The organism is Rhodocyclaceae bacterium (genome assembly GCA_020248265.1).
GTDB lineage: Bacteria > Pseudomonadota > Gammaproteobacteria > Burkholderiales > CAIKXV01 > CAIKXV01.
Genome location: JADCHX010000002.1, coordinates 70,251 through 96,698, shown reverse-complemented (window position 1 = coordinate 96,698; position 26,448 = coordinate 70,251). Strand labels below are relative to the sequence as shown.

At 66.9% G+C, this 26,448-nt stretch carries 22 protein-coding genes; 16 read left to right on the top strand and 6 right to left on the bottom strand.

Features of this window, described 5'->3' with window-relative positions; genetic code table 11:
- Position 1 precedes the first annotated feature (1 nt).
- A complete protein-coding gene (locus ING98_01315; GenBank protein ID MCA3100487.1) occupies positions 2-1,492 on the bottom strand; it encodes a TolC family protein in 1,491 nt (496 codons plus the stop codon).
- Between the two features lie 710 nt (positions 1,493-2,202).
- On the opposite strand from ING98_01315, the gene ING98_01310 reads away from it, so the two are divergent.
- The 7 genes from ING98_01310 (at position 2,203) to htpX (ending at position 10,509) form a co-directional block, all read left to right on the top strand.
- A complete protein-coding gene (locus ING98_01310) occupies positions 2,203-4,128 on the top strand; it encodes a PrkA family serine protein kinase (GenBank protein MCA3100486.1) in 1,926 nt (641 codons plus the stop codon).
- A gap of 9 nt (positions 4,129-4,137) precedes the next feature.
- Positions 4,138-5,412 (top strand): YeaH/YhbH family protein, encoded by a 1,275-nt coding sequence (locus ING98_01305; GenBank protein ID MCA3100485.1) that lies wholly within the window; start codon positions 4,138-4,140, stop codon positions 5,410-5,412.
- A 1-nt stretch (position 5,413) separates the two neighbouring features.
- Entirely contained in the window at positions 5,414-6,931 is a 1,518-nt protein-coding gene (locus tag ING98_01300) for a SpoVR family protein (protein MCA3100484.1), read from the top strand.
- Between the two features lie 13 nt (positions 6,932-6,944).
- A complete protein-coding gene (locus tag ING98_01295; GenBank protein MCA3100483.1) occupies positions 6,945-7,811 on the top strand; it encodes a tetratricopeptide repeat protein in 867 nt (288 codons plus the stop codon).
- A gap of 109 nt (positions 7,812-7,920) precedes the next feature.
- Entirely contained in the window at positions 7,921-8,352 is a 432-nt protein-coding gene (locus ING98_01290) for an NfeD family protein (protein MCA3100482.1), read from the top strand.
- 230 nt (positions 8,353-8,582) lie between these two features.
- On the top strand, positions 8,583-9,548 hold the full coding sequence (locus ING98_01285; protein MCA3100481.1) for a paraslipin: 966 nt from the start codon (positions 8,583-8,585) through the stop codon (positions 9,546-9,548).
- Positions 9,549-9,639: 91 nt separating this feature from the next.
- Positions 9,640-10,509, top strand: coding sequence for a protease HtpX (htpX, locus tag ING98_01280; GenBank protein MCA3100480.1), 870 nt, complete (start codon positions 9,640-9,642; stop codon positions 10,507-10,509).
- 84 nt (positions 10,510-10,593) lie between these two features.
- Here the strand turns inward: htpX and ING98_01275 are convergent, their stop codons facing one another.
- Positions 10,594-11,535 (bottom strand): VacJ family lipoprotein, encoded by a 942-nt coding sequence (locus tag ING98_01275; GenBank protein ID MCA3100479.1) that lies wholly within the window; start codon positions 11,533-11,535, stop codon positions 10,594-10,596.
- Between the two features lie 188 nt (positions 11,536-11,723).
- On the opposite strand from ING98_01275, the gene ING98_01270 reads away from it, so the two are divergent.
- Both ING98_01270 and gabD read left to right on the top strand, forming a co-directional pair.
- Positions 11,724-12,503, top strand: coding sequence for an SDR family oxidoreductase (locus ING98_01270; protein MCA3100478.1), 780 nt, complete (start codon positions 11,724-11,726; stop codon positions 12,501-12,503).
- A gap of 38 nt (positions 12,504-12,541) precedes the next feature.
- The gene (gene gabD, locus ING98_01265) at positions 12,542-13,996 is read left to right on the top strand and encodes an NADP-dependent succinate-semialdehyde dehydrogenase (protein ID MCA3100477.1); all 1,455 of its coding nucleotides are present in this window, start codon (positions 12,542-12,544) and stop codon (positions 13,994-13,996) included.
- A 90-nt stretch (positions 13,997-14,086) separates the two neighbouring features.
- On the opposite strand, the gene ING98_01260 is transcribed toward gabD, so the two are convergent.
- Entirely contained in the window at positions 14,087-15,091 is a 1,005-nt protein-coding gene (locus ING98_01260) for a tripartite tricarboxylate transporter substrate binding protein (protein MCA3100476.1), read from the bottom strand.
- Between the two features lie 241 nt (positions 15,092-15,332).
- Here ING98_01260 and ING98_01255 point away from each other — a divergent pair, with 241 nt between their 5' ends.
- The 3 genes from ING98_01255 (at position 15,333) to ING98_01245 (ending at position 17,847) form a co-directional block, all read left to right on the top strand.
- Entirely contained in the window at positions 15,333-16,184 is an 852-nt protein-coding gene (locus ING98_01255; protein ID MCA3100475.1) for a cupin domain-containing protein, read from the top strand.
- Between the two features lie 39 nt (positions 16,185-16,223).
- The gene (locus ING98_01250; protein MCA3100474.1) at positions 16,224-17,270 is read left to right on the top strand and encodes a zinc-binding dehydrogenase; all 1,047 of its coding nucleotides are present in this window, start codon (positions 16,224-16,226) and stop codon (positions 17,268-17,270) included.
- A gap of 193 nt (positions 17,271-17,463) precedes the next feature.
- Positions 17,464-17,847 carry an FKBP-type peptidyl-prolyl cis-trans isomerase gene (locus ING98_01245; protein ID MCA3100473.1) on the top strand — a complete coding sequence of 128 codons (384 nt, stop codon included), beginning with the start codon at positions 17,464-17,466 and terminating at the stop codon, positions 17,845-17,847.
- A 70-nt stretch (positions 17,848-17,917) separates the two neighbouring features.
- On the opposite strand, the gene ING98_01240 is transcribed toward ING98_01245, so the two are convergent.
- Positions 17,918-18,712, bottom strand: a complete 795-nt coding sequence (locus ING98_01240) for an SDR family oxidoreductase (protein MCA3100472.1) — start codon at positions 18,710-18,712, stop codon at positions 17,918-17,920.
- 152 nt (positions 18,713-18,864) lie between these two features.
- Here ING98_01240 and ING98_01235 point away from each other — a divergent pair, with 152 nt between their 5' ends.
- The 4 genes from ING98_01235 to ING98_01220 all read left to right on the top strand — a co-directional run bounded on the left by ING98_01235 (position 18,865) and on the right by ING98_01220 (position 23,852).
- On the top strand, positions 18,865-19,872 hold the full coding sequence (locus ING98_01235) for a tripartite tricarboxylate transporter substrate binding protein (GenBank protein ID MCA3100471.1): 1,008 nt from the start codon (positions 18,865-18,867) through the stop codon (positions 19,870-19,872).
- Positions 19,873-19,944: 72 nt separating this feature from the next.
- On the top strand, positions 19,945-21,672 hold the full coding sequence (locus tag ING98_01230) for a CocE/NonD family hydrolase (GenBank protein ID MCA3100470.1): 1,728 nt from the start codon (positions 19,945-19,947) through the stop codon (positions 21,670-21,672).
- A complete protein-coding gene (locus ING98_01225) occupies positions 21,669-22,763 on the top strand; it encodes a mandelate racemase/muconate lactonizing enzyme family protein (GenBank protein MCA3100469.1) in 1,095 nt (364 codons plus the stop codon). Before ING98_01230 ends, ING98_01225 begins: the two co-directional genes overlap by 4 nt.
- Positions 22,764-22,847: 84 nt before the next feature.
- A complete protein-coding gene (locus tag ING98_01220) occupies positions 22,848-23,852 on the top strand; it encodes a tripartite tricarboxylate transporter substrate binding protein (GenBank protein ID MCA3100468.1) in 1,005 nt (334 codons plus the stop codon).
- Positions 23,853-23,878: 26 nt separating this feature from the next.
- On the opposite strand, the gene ING98_01215 is transcribed toward ING98_01220, so the two are convergent.
- Both ING98_01215 and ING98_01210 read right to left on the bottom strand, forming a co-directional pair.
- Positions 23,879-25,417, bottom strand: coding sequence for an AMP-binding protein (locus ING98_01215; protein MCA3100467.1), 1,539 nt, complete (start codon positions 25,415-25,417; stop codon positions 23,879-23,881).
- Positions 25,414-26,433, bottom strand: coding sequence for a tripartite tricarboxylate transporter substrate binding protein (locus tag ING98_01210; GenBank protein ID MCA3100466.1), 1,020 nt, complete (start codon positions 26,431-26,433; stop codon positions 25,414-25,416). Before ING98_01210 ends, ING98_01215 begins: the two co-directional genes overlap by 4 nt.
- Positions 26,434-26,448: the final 15 nt, after the last annotated feature.

The following is a 26,448-nucleotide window of genomic DNA, read 5'->3' as shown; positions in this document are numbered from 1 at the left end:
TCTATTTCTGCACCGGAAGTGACGGGGAGTAGGGCGCGCCCGGTGCCGAAGTGACCGGCGCATTGCCCTGCGGCACGGTAGCGGCACCGGGCACGAGGGGCAGTGAGCCGAGGGCGAAGTTGAGCTGGGAGAAGGCGGTGTACCAGTTGACCTGGGCGGTGATCTGCTGCACCCGGGCATTGACGTCGTCGGCCTGCGCGGTGATCACTTCCAGCAGGCTGCCGACGCCACCCTTGTAGCGGGCCTCGGCGACCTCCAGCGACTGCGCCGCGGTGCGTACCAGCGACTGCGCGGTGGTCAGGGCGGTGTTGGCCGTCTGCACGTTGAAGTAGCCCTGCCAGACGTCCAGTTCGACCTGGTTGGAGAGCTGGTCGCGAACCGCGATCTGGCGTTCGGTGTTGGCCTCCGCCAGCCGGCGCGTGTAGGTGTCGCGGTAGCCGGTGAACAGCGGGATGTTGACCGCGACCCCGACCGTCCAGTTCGTGCCGTCGGGACGGCTGACGAAGTAGTTATCGGCGAAGGTGGCCGTGGTGGTGATGCTCGGCAGCCCGGCGGCGGCGGCCGCGCGCGCGGTAGCCGACAGGGACCGGGCCGTGGCTTCGGCCGCGACCAGGTCGGGTCGCCCGGTCTTCGCCCGCTCTACGAGTTCGGTAACCGACTCTGCGAGCTTCGTGGCCTCTAGCTTCGCAGGCACCGGCGCCAGCGTGTAGCGGGTGGTGACCGGAAGCCCGGCGCTGAAGGCAAGCCGTCCGCGCGCCTGCGCGACCAGACCTTCGGCCTGCTGGAGCGCGAGGCGGGCCTGCGCGACAGCGGTCTCGGCGCGGAACACGTCGCCGATGGTCGCCAGGCCACTCTGGCGGCGGCGCTCGGTGGCCTCGAACGTGGTCTGCGCGTTGCGCAGCGAGATCTGGCCTGAACGTACCAGCTGTTCGGAACCGAGCAGGGCGTAGTAGGCCTGCTCGACGGCGAAGATCACTGCCTGCAGCGTCCTGTTCTGAGACAGGTTGGCGGCGAGCAGGTTGAAGCGGGCCGCTTCTACCTGGCTCGCCCGGCTACCGAAATCGAACAGCGCATATGACAGCGTTACGCTCGGCGTATAGCGCTCGATGATCGGCTGGCGCACGCCGGTCTGGCTGATCTGCCGTGCGCGCAGGTAGCTGAGCGCACCGGAGGCCTGCACGGAATAGTCGGCGAGTTCGATGCCGACCTGCGAGGCCGCTGCGCGCGCCGCCGCCCAGGCCGAGCGGGTCTGGGGATTGTTGCGCAGGGCGAGGTCGCTCAGTTCGGCCAGCGTCAGCGGACGCTCTGCGTTCGGGATCTCGATGGCCGGTTTCGCACTGGCTGGCAGCCGGTCGCCGACCCAGGGCGTGTTCGGATGCTGGGTGATCAGACTCTCGAGGTTGCGCGGGTCGCGCCACCAGCCCTCTGCGGCAAGGGCGCTGCCGGACAGGGCTGTCGCCGATGACAACCCGAGGCAGACGGTGACAAACATCGAGGTGCCGGATGCCGAGTGCACTGTGGGGCCCTGGCGCCGGAGCGCCCGCTGCTGCATGTTCTTGGAGTGCATCGACTGCCGACTCGCCTGTGCTGTGTGTTGTCGCCGATCCTCGATGAAGCAACAAACGGGCTGGCTCGAGGCTTCCCGGTCGGCCTCAGGATCAAGGCCGCTTCACCCAAAACTATAGCCGAATGATCCGCCGCGTGCCGGACAAATTCCTGGCGGCCGCCCGATCCGCACTGGGGCCGGCGCGCGGCAAGACATGTCGCATGGGGAATCGTCCGTCCCGTTGTTGATGGCGTCGGCCCCCGTGTGTATGCTGGTTCCCACGGCAGGACTGCACCCGAGGCATCCCGACCAGTGAACGTTCCACGACCGCCTGCTCCAAGACTGCACGCACGACCCCTGCGAGCCAGTGTCCTGGGGGCGGCAGCGTCGGCAGCGGCCGGCACCGATGCGCTGGCATGGCCCCTTTCCGGCCATGGCGGTGTTGCATGGGTAACCCCGGCGGCCCGCCTGCCGTGGATGGAATGCGCCAGGACAGGGCATCGGGGTCGTGCGGGTCGGACCGGAGCGCCCGCTGCACGGGCGCGATCGGTGGACAGCGTCGATCGACCGATCGGTGGGCCCACTGCAACGTATCGTCGTGGTCAGGAAGTCGGCAGGCCTGTTACTCGTGAATCCCGATTCGACGGAGGTGCAGCATGACGGACTTGTTCAGCCAGTATCGTGAGCGTTACGAGGCAGCGCAGGCAGACGAAATGTCCCTGCCCGAATACCTCGATCTCTGTCGCGCAGATCCCCTGACGTATGCCAGTCCGGCCGAGCGAATGCTCGCGGCGATCGGGGAGCCCGATGTCGTCGACACGCGCAACGACCTGCGCCTGTCGCGCCTGTTCTCGAACCGGGTCATCCGGCGCTACCCGGCGTTCGATGAGTTCTACGGCATGGAGGAGGTGATCGAGCAGATCGTTGCCTTCTTCCGCCATGCGGCGCAGGGTCTGGAAGAGCGAAAGCAGGTTCTCTACCTGCTGGGTCCGGTGGGTGGTGGCAAGTCCTCGATCGCCGAGCGCCTGAAACTGCTCATGGAAGCCCGGCCGATCTACGCGCTGCAGGACTCGCCGGTGAACGAGTCGCCGCTGGGCCTGTTCAACGTCGATCGCGACGGACCGATCCTCGAGAAGGAATACGGGATCTCCGCGCGCTACCTGTCCGGCATCATGAGTCCATGGGCAGTGAAGCGGTTGCAGGAGTTCGAGGGCGACATCACGCGCTTCAGGGTGGTGCGCCTGCAGCCTTCCGTGCTCAGGCAGATCGCGATCTCCAAGACCGAGCCGGGCGACGAGAACAACCAGGACATCTCGACCCTGGTAGGCAAGGTCGACATCCGCATGCTCGACCGCTTCTCGCAGAACGACCCCGATGCCTACAGCTACTCCGGTGGGCTCTGCCTCGCCAACCAGGGTTTGCTCGAGTTCGTCGAGATGTTCAAGGCCCCGATCAAGATGCTCCACCCGTTGCTGACCGCGACCCAGGAAGGCAATTACAAGGGTACGGAGGGGTTCTCGGCCATCCCGTTCAATGGCGTGATCCTCGCGCATTCGAACGAGGCCGAATGGCAGACTTTCCGCAACAACCGGCACAACGAGGCTTTCCTCGACCGGGTGTACATCGTCAAGGTGCCTTACTGCCTGCGTGTGTCGGAGGAGGTGAAGATCTACCAGAAGCTGCTCACCCACAGTTCGCTGTCGGCCGCGCCCTGTGCGCCGGGCACGCTCGACATGATGGCGCAGTTCGCGGTGCTGTCTCGGCTCAAGGAGCCGGAGAACTCGAGCATCTTCTCCAAGATGCGCGTGTACGACGGCGAAAGCCTGAAGGACATCGACCCCAAGGCGAAGTCCTACCAGGAGTACCGCGACTACGCCGGCCTGGACGAGGGCATGAACGGGGTGTCGACGCGTTTCTCCTACAAGATCCTGTCCTCGGTGTTCAACTACGACCAGGTCGAGGTCGCCGCCAACCCGGTGCACCTCATGTATGTGCTCGAGCAGAAGCTGTCGCGAGAGGATCTGCCCGAGGACACCAAGCGCCGCTACCTCGACTTCATCAAGGGCTACCTGTCGCCGCGCTACGCCGAGTTCATCGGCAAGGAGATCCAGACCGCCTACCTCGAGTCGTACTCCGAGTACGGGCAGAACATCTTCGATCGGTACGTCACCTATGCCGATTGCTGGATCCAGGACGAGGAGTTCCGTGACCCGGAGACCGGCGAGATCTTCGACCGCGCATCCCTCAACGGCGAGCTCGAGAAGATCGAGAAGCCGGCCGGTATCGCCAACCCGAAAGACTTCCGGAACGAGATCGTGAATTTCGTGCTGCGCGCACGTGCCGGAAACGCCGGCCGCAATCCGGCCTGGAACAGTTTCGAGAAGATGCGCGAGGTGATCGAGAAGAAGATGTTCTCGAATACCGAAGACCTGCTGCCGGTGATTTCGTTCAATGCGAAGGCATCGGCCGACGAGAAGCAGAAGCACCAGAGCTTCCTCGAGCGCATGGTCGCCAAGGGCTACACCGAGAAGCAGGTGCGGCTGCTCTGCGAGTGGTACCTCCGGGTTCGCAAGTCACAGTAGGCGGGTCCAATGGCCGGCAGTGCCCATCTGATCGATCGTCGCCTGAATGGCGGCAACAAGAGCGCCACGAATCGCCAGCGGTTCATCCGCCGCTACAAGGAGCAGTTGAAGCGCGCCGTCGGTGACATGGTCGACAAGCGGTCGATCACCGACATCGACGGTGGCGGCGAAGTGAACCTGCCCGGCCGGGACATCTCCGAGCCGAGCTTCCGGCACGGTCCTGGCGGCAACCGAGAGACGGTGCACCCGGGCAATCGCGAATTCTCGCCAGGGGACACGATCCGGCGGCCGCAGGGCGGCGGCGGCGGGGCCGGCGGCGAGGCAGGCGAGGGCGAGTCGACCGACGCTTTCGTCTTCACGCTGTCGCGCGAAGAGTTCCTGAACATCTTCTTCGATGACCTGGAACTGCCGCACCTGGTGCGCAACTACCTCGGGGCCGTGCAGCAGAAGAAGATGGTGCGCGCCGGCTATGTCGTCGAGGGTTCGCCGACCAATCTTTCCGTCCCGCGCACGATGAAGAGTTCCCTCGGGCGGCGGGTCGCGCTGTCTGCGCCCATCCGGCGCGAACTCGAGGCAGCCACGGCAGCGCTTGGCCAGGCCCGCGCGCGGCCGGCCGACGCGGCCGAGATCGAGCGCCTGGAAGCGCAGGTCGCGGAGATCGAGGCACGGCTCAAGCGAGTGCCGTTCCTGGACGACCTGGACCTGCGCTATCGGCACAGGGTATTCATGCCGCAACCGGTGGCGCGAGCGGTGATGTTCTGCCTGATGGACGTCTCGGCATCCATGGACGAGCGCAAGAAGGATGTCGCGAAACGGTTCTTCACGCTGCTCTACCTGTTCCTGTCGCGCAAGTACGAGAAGGTCGAGATCGTGTTCGTCCGGCATACCGACAATGCCGAGGAAGTCGACGAGAACGCGTTCTTCCACGATCCGAAGTCCGGCGGTACCGTGGTGCTGTCGGCCCTGGAGCTGATGCACGACATCCAGGTCGAACGTTTCCCGGCCGGGCAGTGGAACGTCTACGCGGCGCAGGCATCCGACGGTGATGCATTCGGCAGCGATGCCGCCAAGAGCGCGCGCTTCCTGGGCGAGAAGATCGTCCCGGTGTGCCGCCACTTCGCCTACGTCGAGATACCCGACGGCCAGGACGCCCGCCAGAGCAGCCTCTGGGTCGAGTACGACATGCTGACCGCAACCGCGCCCAACTTCGCGATGCGCAGGGTCTGCGGGCGCGACGAGATCTATCCGGTTTTCCACGAGCTGTTCAAGAAAGAGACGGCCTGAGATGAACGGCGGGGTACAGGTGCGCGAGAGGCGGCTGTCGCAGGGACCCGACTGGACGTTCGAACTGATCGACGAGTACGAACGCGAGATCCGCAGGACCGCGGCCGAATTCGGGCTCGATACCTACCCGAACCAGATCGAGGTGATCACCTCCGAGCAGATGCTCGACGCCTATGCGAGCGTCGGCCTGCCGATCGGCTATCCGCACTGGTCGTTCGGCAAGGAGTTCATCCGGAACGAGCAGGCCTATCGCACCGGCGCTCAGGGGCTCGCCTACGAGATCGTGATCAACTCGAATCCGTGCATCGCCTACCTCATGGAAGAGAATTCCATGATGATGCAGGCGCTGGTGGTCGCGCATGCGAGCTATGGACACAACTCTTTCTTCAAGGGCAACTACCTGTTCCGGCAGTGGACTGCGGCCGATGCGATCCTCGACTACCTCGTGTTCGCCCGCCGCTACGTGATGGAGTGCGAGGAGCGATACGGTATCGGCGCGGTCGAGGAAATCCTCGACTCCTGCCATGCCCTGATGAGCTACGGCGTCGATCGCTACCGGCGGCCGCAACCGCTGTCGGCGCGCGAAGAAGAGGCGCGCATGTCCGAGCGCAACGACTACATCCAGCGCCAGTTCAACGACCTCTGGCGGACGGTGCCTGCGCCAGGCTCCGGAAAGTCCGGGGATGCCAGGCGCAGCGTGTTCCCGGCAGAGCCGGAGGAGAACATCCTCTACTTCATCGAGAAGCACTCGCCGAAGCTCGCGCCGTGGCAGCGCGAGATCGTGCGCATCGTGCGCAAGGTCTCGCAGTATTTCTATCCGCAGGGCCTCACCAGGGTGATGAACGAGGGCTGGGCTACCTTCTGGCACTACACGCTGCTCAACCGCATGTACGACAAGGGGCAACTCGAGGACGGGTTCATGATCGAGTTCCTCCAGGTGCACACGAACGTGGTCACCCAGCGCGGCTTCGACGAGCGCGGCTACGGCGGGATCAATCCGTATGCACTGGGCTTCGCGATGATGCGCGACATACGCCGCATCTGCGAGACGCCGACCGACGAGGACCGGCACTGGTTTCCCGAGATCGCCGGTGGCGACTGGCTCAAGGTGCTCGACTTCGCCATGCGCAACTTCAAGGACGAGTCGTTCATCGCGCAATACCTGTCGCCGAAGCTGATCCGCGATTTCCGCCTGTTCACCGTCGCCGACCATGAATCGAAGTCGTACCTGGAGATCGACAGCATCCACAACGAGGAAGGCTACCGGCGGGTGCGCCGGCTGCTCTCGCAGCACTACAACCGCGACGTGTCGATGCCAGACGTGCAGGTCGTGCGCTATGAGCGGGATACCGATCGGTCGCTGGTGCTGCGGCACCGGATCCACCGGAATCGGCCACTGGTTTCGACCGATGCCACGGCGGTGCTGAAGCACCTGGTACGGCTTTGGGGCTTTACCGTGCGCCTCGAAGCGATCGATGCCGACGGCCGGCTCGACCATTACCGCGAGTGCACGGCATGAATCGGCGGTCCCGATGATCCCGCCGTCGACGGCTGTGCGCGATGCGGAAGCGGCGCAACGGCTGCGCCGCCTGGTCGAGCGAAACGCCGGGGCCGGCAGCCTGGCCGAGGGCGCGCTGCTGATCGCGAGGGAGCACTACCCGGACCTCGACATCGACCACTATCTCGCGCGGCTCGATACGCTCGGCGCGATGCTCAAGGCCCAGGTGCCCGATGACGCAGACGACGTCGAGCGTATCCTCGTCCTCAACCGGTTCCTGTTCGAAGAGCAGGGTTTCGGGCCGAACCAGGACGATTTCGCCGATCCGCGCAACAGCTTCCTGAACGAGGTGCTCGAACGGCGCGTGGGCATCCCGATCACGCTGTCCATCGTGTACATCGAAGTCGGGCGCCGGATCGGCCTTGCGCTGGACGGGCTGTCTTTCCCGCAGCATTTCCTCGTCAAGTGCGCGTTGCCTGACGGCGCGGCCGTGCTCGATCCGTTCCTGGGGGGCGTGTCGCTGTCGATCGAAGCGCTGCAGCGCCGGCTGGGTGCGCTGCGGTCGGGGCACCGGCCATCCAGGGCCGAAGTGTCCGCCCTGCTGGTCGGGGCGTCGCGTCGCGAGATCCTGGCCCGGGTGCTGCGCAACCTCAAGGCGGTCTATCTCGGAGCGGAGCAGTACGGCGACGCCCTGGTTGCGTCCGACCGCCTTCTGATGCTGACGCCGACCGCGGCCCCGGAGGTGCGCGATCGGGGCTGGCTGTACCACCGCCTCGACTGTTTCCGCGCGGCGCTGGCGGACTATCGCCGCTATCTCGAACTCGCACCATTGGCCGCCGATGCCGACGAGGTACGCGGGCGGATCATCGAACTGGAAGTCCTCGCGGCCCGGGTCAACTGAGCGGGCCGGCACGCGGTATGATCTTGGATGTGCCGGTGCTGGCCGGCTGAGCCCTGTTGCGCTTCATGCCGGGTCCCCTCGTCGTTCCTCCTGTGCTGCCGTCATACCGATGAGCCCCTATCTTTACTGGATCCTGGCCGGTTTCCTGCTGCTCATCGTCGAGATGACGAGCGGTACGTTCTATCTGCTGGTACTCGGTCTGGCGGCATTCGCAGCCGCCCTGGCTGCCTGGTCCGGCGCGACCTTCGGCGCGCAGGCCGGTATTGCGGGTGTCGTCGCGCTGGCCGGAGTGGTTGTGGTCTGGAAGATGCGCGCCGGTGATACCCCGGCGGTTTCCGGCAACGTCCTCGACGTCGGCGGAATGGTCACGCTCGAGAGCTGGGTCGACCGCGGTGCAGGCCTGGCAAAGGTGCGCTACCGCGATGCCCTGTGGGAGGCCCGGGTTGCGCACGAGCCCGGCCAGCAGGTGCCCGAGCCGGGCGCCACGCTCTACATCCGGAATCTTGCCGGCAGCCTGCTCGAGGTATCTGCGGGACGATGAGGCGCGATCCGCGGCGCTTCGACCCGAAGGATTTCGACCTCAGGAAGATCGACCTGGCGAATATCGACCTCACGAAGATAGACCTGGCGAAGCTCCTGCTCGGCCGTTCCGGGCTGCTTCGGCCGGGGCAGCCGGAAGCGCCGGCCAAACCCATCCATGACCCGCTCGCGAGCCGAGGAGGCCCCACCATGTTGCCCAAACTGATAGTCGTCACCGTGATCGCGGCTGTGATGTCGACCATCCGCGAACTCGCGCCGTTCGCGCCCTGGTTCTTCTTCGTCGCGTTCGCCATTGTCGTGGTGATCGAATCGGTGCGCGTGATTCCGCAGCAGCAGGCCTGGGTGGTCGAGCGGCTGGGCAAGTTCCACGACGTGCTGGAGCCGGGGCTGCGCATCATCGTGCCGTTCGTCGACCGTATCCAGTACAAGCACTCGCTCAAGGAAGTGCCGCTCGACGTGCCCGAGCAGACCTGCATCACGCGCGACAATACCCAGCTGTCGGTGGACGGCATCATCTATTATCAGGTGACCGATCCGCGGCTTGCTTCGTACGGGTCGTCCGACTACATCACGGCGATCACCCAGCTCGCGCAGACAACCCTGCGTTCCGAGATCGGCAAGATGGAGCTCGATCGCACCTTCGAGTCGCGCGACGAGATCAACCGGCAGATCGTGGCGGTGCTCGACGAGGCGGGGCGGACCTGGGGCGTCAAGGTGCTGCGCTACGAGATCAAGAACCTGACCCCGCCGGACACCATCCTGCGCGCGATGCAGGCACAGATCACGGCCGAACGCGAGAAGCGCGCGCTGATCGCGAAGTCCGAAGGCCAGAAGCAGGAAGAGATCAACCTGGCCGAGGGCGCGAAGCAGGCGGCGATCCTGCGCTCCGAGGGCGAGAAGGCGGCGGCGATCAACAACGCAGAGGGCGAGGCGCAGGCGCTGATTGCGGTCGCCGATGCCACCGCCCAGGCGACGCGCGCCGTGGCCGAGGCGATCGGCATGCCGAACGGCCTGAACGCGGCCAACCTGAAGGTTGCGGAACTCTACGTCGGTGCGTTCGGCAACCTGGCCAAGACCGGCAATACGTTGATCGTGCCGGCCAACCTCGCCGACATCGCGACGCTGATCGGCTCGGCGACGACGGTGCTGGACAACGTCAAGGGCATCCAGATGGCGAAAGCCACCCCGCAGACTTGAACTTGCGCCTGCGATCCGCATCTAAGCACCTGTATCGAGGCGTCTTCAACCTTCCACGCCTGCGTCGGCGTACCTTCTACGGAGTGAATCGATGAAACGTATCGTGCTGTTCCTGATCACCAATGTCGGTGTGCTGCTGGTCCTGAGCATCACCGCGCGGCTGCTCGGGCTCGACCGGATGCTCGGCGGCGGCATGGGTGGCCTGCTCCTGTTCTGTGCGTTCATGGGTTTCGGCGGCGCATTCATCTCGCTTGCGATCTCCAAATGGTCCGCGAAGCGGATGACCGGTGCCGTGGTGATCGATTCGCCCAGCAGCTCGCGCGAGTTCTGGCTGGTCGAGACGGTGCGCAAGCAGGCCGAGAAGGCCGGCATCGGCATGCCCGAAGTCGCCATCTACGACTCGCCGGACGTCAACGCGTTCGCCACCGGCATGACGCGCAACAGCGCGCTGGTGGCGGTCAGCACCGGGCTGCTGAACGGGATGCGCGACGACGAGATCGAGGCGGTGCTCGCGCATGAAGTCAGCCACATTGCAAACGGTGACATGGTCACGCTGACCTTGATCCAGGGCGTGGTGAACACCTTCGTGTTCTTCCTGGCCCGGGTCATCGGACAGCTGATCGATCGGGTCGTGTTCAAGAGTGAATCCGGGCAGGGCGTCGGCTACTACGTGACGGTGTTCGTTGCCGAGATGGTTCTCGGCGTCCTGGCCAGCATCGTCGTGATGTGGTTCAGCCGGCAGCGCGAGTTCCGCGCGGATGCCGGCGCAGCCAGCCTCGCCTCGCGCGGCAAGATGATCGCGGCGCTCGAGGCGCTGCGGCGTGCTCACGAGCCGGCCGCCCTGCCGAGCCAGGTCGCGGCGATGGGCATCAACGGCGGCGTGGGAGCCGGCCTCAAGCGGCTGTTCATGACGCATCCGCCGCTCGAGGAGCGGATCGAAGTGCTGCGCGCCGGCCTCTGACCGAGTTGCAGCAACGAAGAAGGCCAGGCAATACGCCTGGCCTTCTGTCATTCAGACGCAGCCCCCGCACTGGCGCCCGGGTTCTCAGTCCTGCTGGATATGGCCCACCAGGATGGCACCCATCGGAGCGCCACCTGTCGCAGAGACCTTGCTGGTGACCGGCCAGTCGGCCTCGAGCGGCTTGGCCGCTTCATCGACCGGCAGCGACGCTGCCGGCGAGGGAGCGACGGCTTCGTCCGCAGCAGACGTCGGGCGCTGCCAGAGCGGCGCCAGTTCGACCACGCTTGGGCGCGCTGCGGCCCACTCTTTCTCCCGTGGCGGGTTGCCATCCCAGAGCTGGCTGCGCCTGCGCTGGAAGTAGGCGTCGCGGAGGAAGGCGTAGCGATCGCTGGCCGCCTGGTCGAGCACCCGGCCAGCCCCGAGCAGGTTCGCCCGGAGATTGACGAGGCGCAGGCCCCACAGGGCCCACATGGTCGCTTCGTCGTCGATCAGGCGGGTCTGTGGATCCAGCACTACCTGTGCGACCGTCCCGGCGCCATCGCGCAGGCTGCTCGGTCCGAGCAGTGGAATCACCAGGTAGGGACCGTGGCCGATGCCCCACCAGCCGAGCGTCTGGCCGAGGTCTTCGTCGCTCTTCTCGAGCCCGACGCGCGATGCGACGTCGACGAAGCCGAGCAGGCCGACGGTCGTGTTCAGCGCGATGCGGCCGACGTCGGACACTGCCGCCCCCACCTTGCCCTGGAGCAAGTTGTTGATTGCATTCCAGTAATCGTAGAGGTTGCCGAAGAAGTTCGAGACGCCGGTGCGCGCCGTATCGGGCAGCACCGCCGTGTATGCCTTGGCCACCGGCTGGATCACCGCACGGTCGAGGGCCTCGTTGACCTCGTAGATGCCGCGGTTCAGCGGTTCGAGCGGATCGCGCGGATCGCCGGTCCCGGGCGTTGCACAGCCGCTGAGTGCCAGCGCTACGAGTACCGCCAGGCCTGCAGGTGCGCGACGGCGGGAGGGGACGGGATTCGATCTCATGACGGCCTCTGACTGGATTGACGAGCCGATTATAGCTATCGGCATTTGAAGTAGTTGGGTTTGGGGCAATGCTGAAGTGCCGAGCGTGGCCGGCCAGCCGTCACCGGCAGGATGGGCATCCGTGGGCACGCTGGCCTCGGGTATCATCTTCGGCTGGCTTTCGACCCTGTCGACTAAAGGAAACATCCATGGATCTCGGAATCGCCGGCCGCAAGGCCATTGTCTGTGCGGCCAGCAAGGGGCTTGGCCGCGCATGTGCGATGTCGCTCGCGCGCGAGGGCGTCGACGTGGTGATCACGGCACGCACCCCCGGGCCGCTCGAGGAGACTGCCGACGAGATACGCTCGGCCACGGGTGTGCGCGTGATCACCGTGGCCTCCGACATCACCACCGAAGCCGGCCGTGCCGCAGTGCTCGCCGCATGCCCGGAACCGGACATCCTGGTCAACAACGCCGGTGGCCCGCCGCCCGGCGACTTCCGCGAATGGACACGCGAGCACTGGATCAAGGCCGTCGACGCGAACATGCTGACGCCGATCGAGATGATCAAGGCAACCGTCGACCCGATGATGAAACGGGGTTTCGGCCGCGTGATCAACATCACCTCCAGTTCGGTGAAGGCGCCGATCGAGGTGCTCGGCCTGTCGAACGGCGCGCGCTCCGGCCTGCACGGTTTCATCGCCGGCCTGTCGCGCAAGACGGTCCAGTTCAACGTCACCATCAACAACCTGTTGCCCGGCCCGTTCGAGACCGAGCGCATGCGCAACAACCTGTTCCATATCGCCAACGTCAAGGGCATCACCACCGACCAGGCTCGGGAACTGCGGCGCAAGGAAAACCCGTCGGGAAGGCTGGGCGATCCAGCCGAATTCGGCGATGCCTGCGCGTTCCTGTGCTCCGCCCAGATGGGCTACGTGACCGGGCAGAATTTCCTCATGGACGGTGGGGCCTACCCGGGCACCTACTGAGCCGCGTCCCCCAACTACGCAACACGAAGGAGAGCGACATGCTCGAGTTGAAAGATCCCGGCCTGTTCCGCCAGCAGTGCTTCCTCAATGGCGAATGGGTCGATGCACGGTCCGGCGAAACGATCACCGTGCGCAATCCGGCCGACGGCTCGGTGCTCGGCACGGTGCCGAAGATGGGAGCCGAAGAGACGCGCATGGCTATCGAGGCGGCCGATGCCGCCTGGCCGGCCTGGCGTTCGAAGCTCGCCAAGGAGCGCTCCGCGATCCTGCGCAAGTGGTTCGACCTGATCGTCGCCAACCAGGAAGACCTCGCGGTGCTGATGACGTCGGAGCAGGGCAAGCCGATCACCGAGTCGCGCACCGAAGTGATGTACGGGGCCTCCTTCATCGAATGGTTCGCCGAGGAAGCCAAGCGTGCGTACGGCGACGTGATCCCTCAGCACCAGGCCGACAAGCGCATCGTCGTCACCAAGCAGCCCATCGGTGTCTGCGCGGCGATCACCCCGTGGAACTTCCCCAATGCCATGATCACCCGCAAGGCGGGCCCGGCGTTCGCTGCCGGCTGCCCGATGGTGCTCAAGCCCGCCAGCCAGACCCCGTTCTCGGCGCTTGCGCTGGCCGTGCTGGCCGAGCGCGCCGGTGTCCCGAAGGGCATCTTCAGCGTGATCACCGGCTCGGCTGCCGCCATCGGCGGCGAAATGTGCGCCAACCCGATCGTGCGCAAGGTGACCTTCACCGGGTCGACCGAGATCGGCCGGGTGCTGATGGAGCAGTGTGCGCCGACGATCAAGAAGCTCTCGCTCGAACTCGGTGGCAACGCGCCGTTCCTGGTGTTCGACGATGCCGACCTCGACGCTGCGGCCGAGGGCGCGCTGGCGTCGAAGTACCGCAACACCGGCCAGACCTGCGTCTGCGCCAACCGCATCCTCGTGCAGGAAGGCGTGTACGAGGCGTTCGCGCAGAAGCTGAAGGCGAAGGTCGACACCCTGAAGGTCGGCAACGGCCTGGGCGGCGACATCACCCAGGGGCCGCTGATCGACAAGGCTGGCCTCGAGAAGGTCGAGGAGCATGTCGCCGATGCGGTCGCAAAGGGCGCGAAGGTCCTCACCGGCGGCAAGCGCCATGCGCTCGGTGGCACCTTCTACGAGCCGACCATCCTCACCGACGTGACCACCGACATGAAGGTCACCATCGAGGAGACCTTCGGGCCGGTCGCGCCGCTGTTCAAGTTCAAGACCGAGGAAGAAGCCGTCCGCCTCGCCAATGCGACCGAGTTCGGGCTGGCTGCCTATTTCTACAGCCGTGATGTCGGCCGTTGCTTCCGCGTCGGCGAGGCGATCGAGTCGGGCATGGTCGGCATCAACGCCGGCATCATCTCGAACGAGATCGCGCCGTTCGGTGGCGTCAAGCAGTCCGGCCTGGGCCGCGAAGGTTCGAAGTACGGCCTCGACGAGTTCATGGAAGTGAAGTACATGCTGTTCGGCGGCATCTGACCCGCCGCTGCAGGCGCTGGCGCCTGCGCGGATGAAGAAAGGCCCGGCATTGCCGGGCCTTTTTCGTCGGTGCCGAGGCTGCGGCTAACGCTACTGCGGCTGCACCCCGAACTCCTTCACCAGCTTCGCATAGCGCGCATATTCGGATTTCATCATCGCGAGGAAGCTCTGCTGCGTCGATTCGAACGTCGGATCGGCGCCCTGGCGCGCGAAGCGTTCCTTCGCCTCGGGCGAGCGCAGCACGCGGTTGATGTCGGCATAGATGCGTGCGGCGAGCGGGCGCGGCAGCGCGGCCGGAGCGATCACGCCGAACCATGCGTCGTTGGTCGCCGCCGGCAGGCCGGCCTCGGCCAGGGTCGGCAGGTCGGGGAAGGCCGGGTTGCGCTTGGCGGTGGTCACCGCCAGCGGGCGGCCGCGGCCTTCGCCGATCAGCGCCTGACTCGATGGCGCAGTGAAGATCAGGAAGTGGATGCGCCCGGCCTGCAGTTCGGCGTTGACGTCGGCGATCGACTTGAATGGTACGTGCACGACCTTGATGCCGGCCGCGCTGCGGAAGATCTCGCCTGCGGTGTGGGCGAACGAGCCGACGCCGAGCGATGCATAGTTCAGCTCGCCTGGCCGGGCGCGCGCATAGGTGATCAGTTCCTGCACGGATTTGACCGGCAGGTTCGGCGCGACGCTGAGCAGGTTCGGGATGGTCGCGACCTGCGAGATCATCGCCACGTCTTCGATCGGGCGATAGGACGGCTTCGGCTGCATCAGTACGCCGACGAAGTGCGGTGCACCGACCAGGCCGAGCGTGTGTCCGTCCGGCGCACCGGCGACGATCAGCTGGCTGCCGATCAGCCCGCCGGCACCCGGGCGGTTGTCGATCACGACCTGCTGCTTGTAGCCTTCGCCGAGGAGCGCACCCAGCTGGCGCCCCAGGAAATCGCTGGCGCTGCCGGGCGGAAAGGGGACGACCAGGCGGACTGGTCGCGTCGGGTATGCACCGCCCTCGGCTGGCTGGGCAAGGGCGGCGACCGGGAACACTGCACCGGCGAGCACGGCGCAGCCGAGCGCTGCGCGAAGCGATTTCTGCATGGGGTAGTTCAATCGATCCTCCGTGAGCCTGGCTTCCGCCGCGCGGCCGGAATGGCGCAGTGGCGGCAGTGCCGGGAAATGTCTGCCCGGGGGCGGATTGCCATTGTCCGGGCACAGGTGTGAAGTTTAGTGGGATTGCCGCTACCTTGCGCGGACCTTTCGCCGGGCGCGGCCGCGCGGCGATTTGCATCCGTGCCGGACCGCGAATAGAGTGCACGCAGCGGCGCAATGGCGCGCCAGGAGGAGGAAGACGATGGCCATCACGTTCAATGAATCCAGCGTCGCCGGCGAGCCCTTTGGCGCCGGCGTGCAGCGGCAGCGCCTGCTCACCGGCGCGCGCGTCGAAGGCACGCGCATACTGCTCGATCGTCTGGTGCTGGGCGCAAACTCGGTCGCTTCGGTCGAGATCGGACCGCGCAGCCTGGGCTGGTTCCAGATGCTCGGCGGCACTGCAACGCTGACCGATGCCGTCGGCGGCGGCACGGCGAGCACGGCCCTCGGCGACTCGCACGTGGCCTTCCTGCCGCCGGGCTTCCGCGGCACGCTGGCCAGCAGCGCCGGCGCGCAGGTGCTGTTCGCCGAGGTACCGAGCGCGGCCGATCTCGATCCGAAGCTGTCGAGCGCGCCACCGCCGCTGCGCGTGATCGACTGGAAGCGCGAGCCGGTGCTCGATTCCGAGCACGATGCGCGCAAGCGTATCTACCTCGTCACGCCCAAGCTGTTCGGCACCACCGCGATCAAGGGCGAGATGATCATCTACCCGCCCGGTACCAGCGCGGCCAACCACCACCACGAGGGCGCCGAGCACTTCATGTACATGCTGAAGGGGCACGGCGTCGCGCATGCGAACGAAGAGCCGTTTCCGGTACGGGCCGGCGACGTGGTGTGGTTCGCCGACCACGAGCGCCACTTCTTCATCAGCGACGGCGACGAGGACATGGTGTTCGTCGAGTTCTTCGCGCCTGGCGCCTACAAGACCGTATGGGCACCGGGCGCGAGCGTCTGCACCTGGATCGCCACCGGCCGCGACATCGGCGGCCAGTCGCCGGTGCGCGAGATCCGTTCCCACAGTTCCGCCGACCACGAAAGCCAGGTCGATGTCTGAGGCCCGTTGCCCGGGCCGCAATGCCGATGGAGTGAATGAATGAAAGCGATGGTGCTGCACGCGATCGGGCGACCGCTCGTGCTCGAGGATGTCCCGGAGCCCGTGGTCGGGCCCAATGACGTGAAGATCCGGGTGAAGGCGATCGGGGTCGGCCTGACGGTGGTCCACATGATCGCAAACCCCGGCCAGGTCACGGCCTACCCGCGCATTCCCGGGCATGAAGTCGCCGGCGAGATCGTCGCGCTCGGCTCCGAGGTAACCGGTTTCACGATCGGCCAGCGGGTGACCAATCATTTCTACCTGACCTGCGGCCAGTGCCGGTACTGCCGTGCCGGCCGCGAGACCCTGTGCACCGCGTTCAAGGGCTATGTCGGCATGGCCTGCGATGGCGGCTATGCCGAGTACATGGTGCTGCCGGCACGCAACTTCGTGCCGATCCCCGATGGCGTCAGCGACGTCGATGCGGCGGTGGCGGCCGATGCGATCGCCACCCCCTTCCATGCCTGCACGAAGGAGGCGCAGGTGCAGCCCGGCGACAGCGTGCTGGTGTTCGGTGCCGGTGGCGGTGTCGGCATCCACGTGGTGCAGGTGGCGAAGGCATCGGGTGCCCGGGTGATCGCCGTCGAGATCGGCGAGACGAAGCTGGCCGGCGCGCAGGCCGCCGGTGCCGACGACCTGATCGACGGTTCGCGCGGCGACATCGCGAAACAGGTTGCGGCACTGACCGGAGGGCGCGGGGTCGATTCGGTGATCGACGTGGTGGGCGCGAAAGAGACGCTGGAGGCGTCGGTCACCGCGCTGGCACCAGGGGGCCGCCTGGTGATTGTCGGCGTGAGGCCGCCAGCCGTGTTCGGCGATTCGAGCAAGTTCACGCTCGATGCGACGGTGGTGGTGCGCAAGGGCATCGAGGTGCGCGGCTCGCGCTACGTGACCGCGACCGAGATCGCCCAGACGCTTGAACTGCTGCGTCAGAAGAAGGTGCGTGCGATCGTCGAGCGTACCTTCCCCCTGGAGCAGGCCGAGGCGGTGCACCAGCTGATCCGCGACAACCGGCTGGTCGGCCGCGTGGCGCTGGTGGTTGACTGAACGAACGGGCGGGCAGGTGCGTGCGGCACCTCCGGACGCGCGGCGCGGCAACGCAGCACGCCGGGGCTTCGGTTAGCATCGGCTTCGCGGTACACCTTACCCAGTCGACGGAGCAGACCCCTTGAAACGATCGATCCTGCGGATTCCCCGCGCAGCCCTCCTGGCGGCGGTTGTCGCCCTGACCACACCCTGGATGATGATTCCGATGAGCGAAGCACAGACCAACCCGGCCTCCGGCCTGAAGATCACCGACCGCAAGGTGGGCACCGGCGCCGAGGCAGTGCCCGGCAAGCAGGTGACGGTCCACTACACCGGCTGGCTGTTCGATCCGGCAGCCATCGACAACAAGGGCCGCAAGTTCGACAGCTCGGTCGATCGCAAGTCGCCGTTCGCGTTCGGCCTCGGCGCCGGGCAGGTCATCCGCGGCTGGGACCAGGGCGTGGCCGGGATGAAGGTCGGCGGCCAGCGCACGCTGGTGATCTCGCCCGAGATGGGCTACGGCGCGCGTGGTGCCGGTGGCGTGATCCCGCCGAATGCGACGCTGATATTCGACGTGGAACTGCTCGGCGTCAAATAGCACGGCGTACGCCGCCGCCTGCCACGACCGGGCCTGTTCCGGCCGTGGCCGGGCGGCCCGGGGGTGCGTTTCAGGTCATCAGTTGCCCGCCATTCACATGGATGGTCTGGCCTGTGATGAAACTCGCGCCCGGTCCGCACAGGAAGCGCACGGTGGCTGCAATCTCCTCCGGCTGCCCGCCGCGGCCCAGGGGGATCAGTCCCTTCGGATCGGCCCGCGGTGAGCGATGGGATGCACGCTCGGTCAGCACCTGCCCGGGTACCACGCAGTTCGCGCGTACGCCCTGTTCCGCGAACTCGCGCGCGATGCCGCGCGTGAACGCGACCAGGCCGCCCTTCGCGACCGACCCGTGGATCCGGCGCCTGGCGCCCGACAGTGCATTCAGGCCACCAAGCGTGACCATGCTGCCCGAGCCGCCGGCGATCATCGACGGCAGGCAGGCCTGGCTGCAGTGGAACGCGCCGTCGAGCGTGGTCGTCATGACCCGGCGCCAGTCGTCGTAGGGCAGGTCGAGGAATGCGCATTCGTTGCGCACCGAAGCGTTCAGCACCAGGATATCGATGCGCCCGAAACGCGCGAGGACGTCATCGACCATCGCGCGTACCGCATCGCGCTCGCCGATGTCGGCCAGCCATGCAGCGGCTCGCCCGCCGCCCGCCTCGATGCGGCCGGCGAGCGCATCGGCCTCGGCGCGCGATGCGCGGGTATTGATCGCCACCGTTGCGCCGCCGGCCGCCAGCGCGAGGGAGACACATGCACCGATGTTGCGGGCGCCGCCGGTGACCAACGCGACCTTGCCTGCCAGTTCGGTTCCGGGGGTTTCACTGGCGGGGACGGTGGCGGGTTCGGCGGCGGGCTGGCTCATCGGGACGGCTCCATGGCAATCGGGGAATCTGTGGTGTGGGATCGGCGGGGCAGGGTACCGGTGCAGGCAGCGTACCGTGGCTGCGATCGGGTAGCATCATGCCAGCGTCCGGCTCCATGCAACGGCCGCCCCGCAGAGATCGGAGGAGAACGATGGTCGAACCCCTTGGCACGGCCGCCGCAGCAGGCAGGTCTGTGCGCAGGGCCGCTGCAGCGCTGGCCGCTGTCGTGCTGGCGTGCCCGCTGGCGCCGGCGCAATCCGCCTGGCCCGACCGCCCGATCCGGGTGATCGTTCCGGTGCCGCCGGGCGGCACGCCGGATATCGTGGCGCGGCTGGTGGTCACGCCGATGGCGACCCGGCTCGGACAGCCGATGATCGTCGACAACCGGGGCGGGGCCGGTGGCCTGATCGGCGCAGAGGTCGCGGCCAAGGCGCTGCCCGACGGCTACACGCTGTTCCTGAGCAGCCCCGGCCCGCTGGCGATACTGCCCCACCTGCAGAAGAAGGCGTCCTATGACCCGATCAACGACTTCACCCCGATCGGACTGATCTCCAGCGGCCCCTTCCTGCTGATCGCGCATCCCTCGCTGCAGGCCCGGGGCATCGGTGAACTGCTCGCGCTGGCGCGTGCCCAGCCGGGTCGGCTCGACTATGCCTCTGCCGGAAACGGCGCGGCGAACCACCTGGCGATGGAACTGTTCAAGTCGATGGCGCGCGTGGACCTCTCGCACGTGCCGTACAAGGGCGCGCCGCAGGCGGTTGCCGATCTCCTCGCGGGGCAGGTGCCGATGATGTTCAACTCGATCGCCCCGGTCGCGCCGTTCATCAAGGCCGGCCGCCTGCGAGTGCTCGGCATCTCCAGTGCCGCGCGTTCTCCGCAGTTGCCCGAGGTGCCGACGATCGCCGAGTCCGGCGTGCCCGGCTACGCATCGACGACCTGGTTCGGCCTGCTGGCGCCGACGAAGACGCCGCGGGCGATCGTCGACCGGTTGAACGAGGTACTGGTGGCTGTCGTACAGTCGGCCGAGCTGCGCGGCCAGTTCGAGGCGCAAGGACACGACCCCGCAGGCGGTACGCCCGAGGCGTTCGGGCGTTATCTGCGCGACGAGTTTTCGAAGTACGCGACAGTGGTCAGGCAGTCCGGGGCGCGCATCGATTGATGCGCCGTCCCCGTACAGGTTATCCGGAGGCAATCGATGGTCACTGAGCATCGCGGCGAGATCCGCGACGGCATGCGCGTGGACTGGGATGTCCCTGTCACGATGGACGATGGCGTGGTGCTGCGCGCGGACATCTTCCGGCCGGTGCCGGAGGGTCGATGGCCGGCGCTGGCGAGCTACGGTCCGTACGGCAAGGGCCTTGCGTTCCAGGACGGCTACAAGACCGCCTGGGAGATCATGGCGCGCGAGCATCCCGATGCCGTTTCGGGGACCAGCAATCGCTACCAGAACTGGGAAGTGGTCGATCCCGAGAAGTGGGTGGTCGATGGTTATGCAGTCGTACGATTCGATTCGCGCGGCGCCGGACGGTCGCCGGGCTACCTTGCGCACAACAACGCGCGCGAGCAGAAGGATTTCCACGACTGCATCGAATGGATCGCGAGCCAGCCGTGGTGCAGCGGCAAGGTCGGGCTGAACGGCATCTCGTACTACGGGGCGAACCAGTGGCGCGCGGCGGCGATGCAGCCGCCACACCTGGCCGCGATCTGCGTGTGGGAAGGCTGGGCCGACAATTACCGTGACGGCGCGCGCCACGGCGGCATCGCCTGCACGTTCCGCAAGAACTGGCAGGACATGCAGGTGAAGACGGTCCAGCACGGCGTGGGCGAACGCGGTGCGCGCTCGCGCGTGACCGGGGAACTGGTTTGCGGCCCGGTCACGCTGTCGGAAGAAGAACTCGTGCGCAACCGCGAGGACATGTGGGGCGAGTATCTCAGGCGGCCACTGTGCGATGACTGGTACAAGGAGCGCTCCGCCGACCTGTCGAAGGTGCGGGTTCCCCTGCTGTCGTGCGCGAACTGGGGCGGGCAGGGGCTGCATCCGCGCGGCAACTTCGAGGGCTTCATGCGCGCTGCCTCGGCCGACAAGTGGCTGGAAGTACACGGCGGCTCGCACTGGGCACCGTTCTACACCGACTACGGGGTCGGACTTCAGAAGCGCTTCTTCGACCACTTCCTGAAGGGTGAGGACAACGGCTGGCAGCGGCAGCCGACAGTCCAGCTGAACGTGCGCCACCCCGGCGAACGCTTCGTCCGCCGGTACGAGAACGAATGGCCGCTTGCGCGCACGCAGTGGACGCCGCTGCACCTCGCACTGTCGGCGCGGCGCCTCGACACCGAGCCGGCCGCGACCACCGAGTCGGTCGAGTATGCGGCGATGGGCGATGGGCTGACCTTCATCACGCCGCCGCTCGAGGCGCCGACCGAGATCACCGGTCCGGTCGCGCTGAAGCTCTTCGTGTCGTCGTCGACCACCGATGCGGATATCTTCGCGGTACTGCGCGTGTTCGCACCGGGCGGGGCGGAGGTGGTGTTCCAGGGCGCGCTCGACCCGCATACGCCGGTCGGCCAGGGCTGGCTGCGGGCGTCCCACCGCAAGCTCGATCCGGTGCTGTCCATGCCGTGGCGGCCGTACCATGCGCACGACGAGCGCCAGCCGCTGGTGCCGGGCGAGGTGGTGGAACTCGACATCGAGATCATCCCGACCTCGATCGTCGTGCCTGCAGGCTACCGGATCGCCCTGTCGATCCGCGGCCGCGACTACGAATACGAAGGCGAGGCCGCGACGCTGTCCAACATGAAGCATCCGATGCGCGGCTGCGGGCCGTTCGTGCACGATGACCCGACCGATCGTCCGCCCGAAGTGTTCGGCGGCCGGGTGACCCTGCATGGCGGGCCCGGTCGATCCCCCTATCTCCTGCTGCCGGTGATACCGGCCAACCCAGAGGCAACCGCACGATGAAGATCACCGGCCATCAGTCGACGATCGTGAAGCTCCCGGCCGACGAGCCGCTGGCCGGGGGCCCTACGGTCGCCGGCACGCGCAACTTCGTCACCCTGACCCTGCACACCGACCAGCCCGGCCTCAACGGCATCGGGCTCACCCATTTCGGCGGGCCGTTGACGCCAGCCCTGAAGCAGACGGTCGATATCCTGGCCGGCATGATCGTCGGCGAGGACCCGATACGCATCGAGGCGATCGGCGACCGGCTGCGTACCGCGGCCGGGGCATCGGCCGGGCCCGGAGGCCTGTTCACGCTTGCGCTGGCTGCGATCGACATCGCGCTCTGGGACATCAAGGGCAAGGCGCTCGGCCTGCCGGTGTCGACCCTGGCCGGCGGCCACCGGACCTCGGTGCCCACGTATGCGAGCGGCGCGCTGATGCGTCATTTCACGCTGGAGCAATGCGTCACCGCATCGCGCTCGCTGGTTGAGCAGGGCTGGCGCCAGATGAAGACGCAACTCGCGCTGCCCGGAACCACCACGCCGTCGCTGGAGGAGGCGCGTATCCGGCTGATCCGCGAAGCGATCGGTGCGGATGTCGACCTGATGTGCGACATCAACCAGCGCTGGGACGTGCGCCAGGCGATCTCCATCGGCCAGCGCGTCGAGCAGTACGGGCTTTACTGGCTGGAAGACGTCGTGGCCCATGACGACTATCCCGGCATGGCCGAGGTCGCGCGCACGCTGAACACACCGCTCGCGGCCGGGGAGTACGTGTACGGTTCGGTGCCGTTCCGGCACATGCTCGAGGCGCGCTCGGTCGACATCGTGATGATCGACGTGCTGCGTGCCGGTGGCATCACCACCTGGCTGAAGATCGCCGGCATGGCACAGGCGTTCAACCTGCCGGTGGTGAGCCACCTGCTGCCCGAGGTGCACGTGCATCTGGTGTCGGCGATCCCGAATGGATTGACCGTCGAGTACATGCCGTGGTCGTGCCCGCTGTTCCGCGAAGTGCCGACGATGAAGGACGGCATGCTTGCCGTACCGCAGAAGGTCGGGCTCGGGCTGGAGTTCGACGACGATGTGCTGGCGCGCTGCGCCGGCTAGGACCGTCGCCGCCGCGTGGCGGCATTGCATCAGCGCAGCACCGGCCGCAGACGCCGGGCTGCGTCGCACCGGAGGAGCAGCACCATGACCCAGTCTTCATCTGCACGCCCGTCGCTCGCTGCCGTGCTGCGCGACATCACCCTGCTGGCCGCCGCAGCGCTGGCACCGGCGGCCGCCTTCGCGCAGGCGGCGGAGAGCTACCCGTCGAAGCCGATCCGCCTCATCGTGCCCTTTGCCGCCGGTGGCGGCACCGACATGGTCGGCCGGGTGATGGCACCCAGGCTCGCCGAGCGCCTGGGTCGTCCGGTGCTGGTCGAGAACCGGGGCGGTGCCGGCGCGGTGATCGGAACCACGCTGGTGGCACGGGCGATACCCGATGGCTACACGTTGCTGGTAGTCGATACCGCCCACACGATCCAGCCGGTGCTGCAGAAGCTCGACTACGACCCGGTGAAGTCCTTCTCGCTGATAGCCTCTCTGGTGAAGGGCGACACGGTGCTCACCGTGCCGGCGAGCCTGCCGGCGAACACGTTGCAGGACTTCATCGCACTCGCGCGCCAGAAGCCCGGCACGCTGGTCGCCGGCACCGCCGGGCTGGGCAGCAGCGGGCACATGGGGGTCGAGCTGTTCAAGGTGATGTCGAAGATCGACATCGTCGTCGCGCACTACAAGGGGGGCGGGGCGGCGACATCGGACCTGCTCGGCGGGCAGATCCACATGTCGAGCATCACGATACAGGCTGTGATCCCGCATGCTAAGGCGGGTCGTCTGAGGGGCCTGGGCGTGGGCGGTGCCGCGCGCAGTCCGTTGATGCCGGAGGTGCCGACGGTCGATGAGGCGGGGCTTCCCGGCTATCTCACCACGGGCTGGCGCGGGCTCGTCGGGCCGGCCGGCCTGCCAGCGCCGATCGTCCAGCGGCTGACCGGCGAGGTGCGCGCGATCCTCGCCGCCGATGAAGTGAAGTCGCATTTCACCAACAACGGGATGGAAGTCGACTATCGCGGTCCACGTGATTTTGCGACCTACATCGCCGATGAACTGCGGCGCTGGCAGACCGTCGTGCAGCGGGCGAATATCCGGCTGGAGTGATTGCCCGGCCTCGGGCCTGCGCGGTGTCAGCCCTGGTGCAGTTCGGCCAGCTTCAGGCGCTGTACCTTGCCCGAGGGCCCCTTCGGCAGGTCATCGACCAGCAGTACCCGTTTCGGCATCTTGTACGGCCCGAGTTCAGCGCGGCAGAAGTCGAGCAGCGCTGCCTCGGTCACCGACAGGCCCGGCTTGGCCACGACACACGCGAAGATCTCCTGGCCGTAGTTCGTATCGGGGATGCCGACGGCGGCGGCCTCCAGCACGCAGGGGTGCTTGAGCAATGCCTCGTCGATCTCGCGCGGGGCGATGTTTTCGCCGCCCTTTATGATCAGCTCCTTGATGCGGCCGGTGACGAACACGAAGCCGTCCGCATCGAGGTAGCCGATGTCGCCGGTGTGCAGCCAGCCGTCGGCATCGAAGGCCTCGGCGGTCTGCTGCGGCGACTTGTAGTAGCCCTTCATCACGTTGTCGCCGCGGATCATGATCTCGCCCGGCTCGCCCGGACGGAGCGCGTGGCCGGCGGCATCGACGACCTTCGCTTCGTTGCCGAAGGCCTGGCCCGGACTGCCGATCCTGCGCAGGGCCGGATCGAGCGGATTGGTAAACGCCGGTGCGTTGGTCTCGGTCAGGCCCATGGTCTCGATCACGCCGATGCCGAACTTCGCTTCGAAGGCGCGGTGCTGCTCCGGCGCGAGCGGAGCCGAGGCGGAGCGGCAGAAACGCACGCGCGACACATCGAGCCCGAGCGCGGCCGGCTCGGGGCCATTGAGCAGGTAGGCGATGATTGTCGGCACCACGTTGATCCAGGTGCAGTGGTGTTCGGCCGCCAATTGCCAGAAGTTCGACGCCGAGAACCGGTGCGGCATGACGACGGAACCGCCGTGCGACAGCGGCGCGACGGTGGTCACGATCTGGCCATTGATGTGGTAGAGCGGCAGGGCGCACAGTACGCGATCGGCCGGTCCGAGCGCATGGGCCTGCGAGGTGAACAGGCCGCCCGACACGACGGCACGGTGCGTCTGGACCACGCCCTTGGGCACCCCGGTTGTGCCCGAGGTGTACATGAGCAGCGCCTCGTCGGCCTCGGCCACCGGCGGCAGCGGCACATGCGCGATGTACGGATCGTCGAAGATGTCGATCTGGTCGGGATTGAGCGGGAACAGTGCGATGTCTCGCTCGCCCGAGGCGGTGATCGCCTCCAGTGGCGCACGCAGCCGATCGACGAACTCGTGGGCGCAGAACACCAGCCGCGTGTCCGAGTGCTCGAGCACGTATTTCAGCTGCGAGGGCTGCGACAGCAGGTTGACCGGCTGCACCCGCAGGCCGGCATACATGATGCCGATCAGCAGGCGCGCGGTCTGGTAGCCGTTGTGCATCATCAGCGACACGGTGTCGCCTGGGGACAGCCCGTTCATCAGCAGCACGCGCGCAAGCTCGCGGCAATGCTCCTGCAGCTTCGCGTAGGTCATCACCGCACCGGTCTCGGGTGCGATCAGCCAGGGGGCCTGCGGCGTCTCGTCGGCCCAGCGGTCGACGAGACGCCGGATGGTGCGCGCACCGTCGGTCATTCCGGCTTGATACCCGTCTGCTTGATGAACTGTGCCCAAAGCTTCAACTCCTCGCGGATCTGTTCGCCGAACTGGTCGGGGGTGTTGGCCACCGGATCGGCGCCCTGCGCGACCAGCTGTTCGCGCAGCTCAGGTATCGCGAGAACCCGGACCATGGCCTGGTGCAGCCGGTCGATGATCGGTCGTGGCGTGCCGGCCGGTGCCAGCAGCCCGAACCATGACGGCATCTCGAACCCGGCCAGGCCTTCCGCGATGGCCGGAATGTCCGGACCGCCAGCCGAGCGCTTCAGGCTGGTGACGCCGAGCGCGCGCATCTTGCCGGCGCGTACATGCGACATCGAGGAGGACATCGTTGCGAACATCAGCTGCACGTTGCCGGAGATCACGTCGGGGATTGCCGGCCCTGCACCCTTGTAGGGCACGTGCAGCATGTTGATGCCGGCACGTTGCTTGAACAGCTCGCCGGCGAGGTGGCCCGGCGAACCCACACCGGGCGATGCATACGACAGCTTGCCCGGGTTGGCCTTCGCATAGGCGATCAGTTCCTTGATGTCCTTTACCGGCAGCGTCAGGCTGGACACGACGATCTGCGGCGCGTTGGCCCCGAGGGTGATCGCGACGAAGTCGCGCTCGGTGTCGAACGAGAGCTTCCCGTAAAGCGAGGGATTGATCGTGTGGGACGACAGCGTCCACAGCAGATTGTAGCCGTCGGGTGCGGCACGCGCGGCGATCTCGGCCCCGACCGCGCCGGCGGCACCGCCCCGGTTGTCGATCACGATCGGCTGGCCAAGCTCCTTGGAGAGCCAGGGCTGGATCAGGCGCGCGGTGACATCGGTGCCACCACCGGGCGGGAAGTTCACGATCAGACGGATCGGCTTGACCGGATACGCCTGGGCCTGCGCCGACGACGAGAGCACCGGAGCGACGCTGGCGATGACCGCGGCTGCCGCCAGGGCGAGCGTCGACAGTGTGAGACCACGACCGGCGCTGGCCGGCTGACGGAGCTGGTAGTGCATTGCATCCTCCTCGGT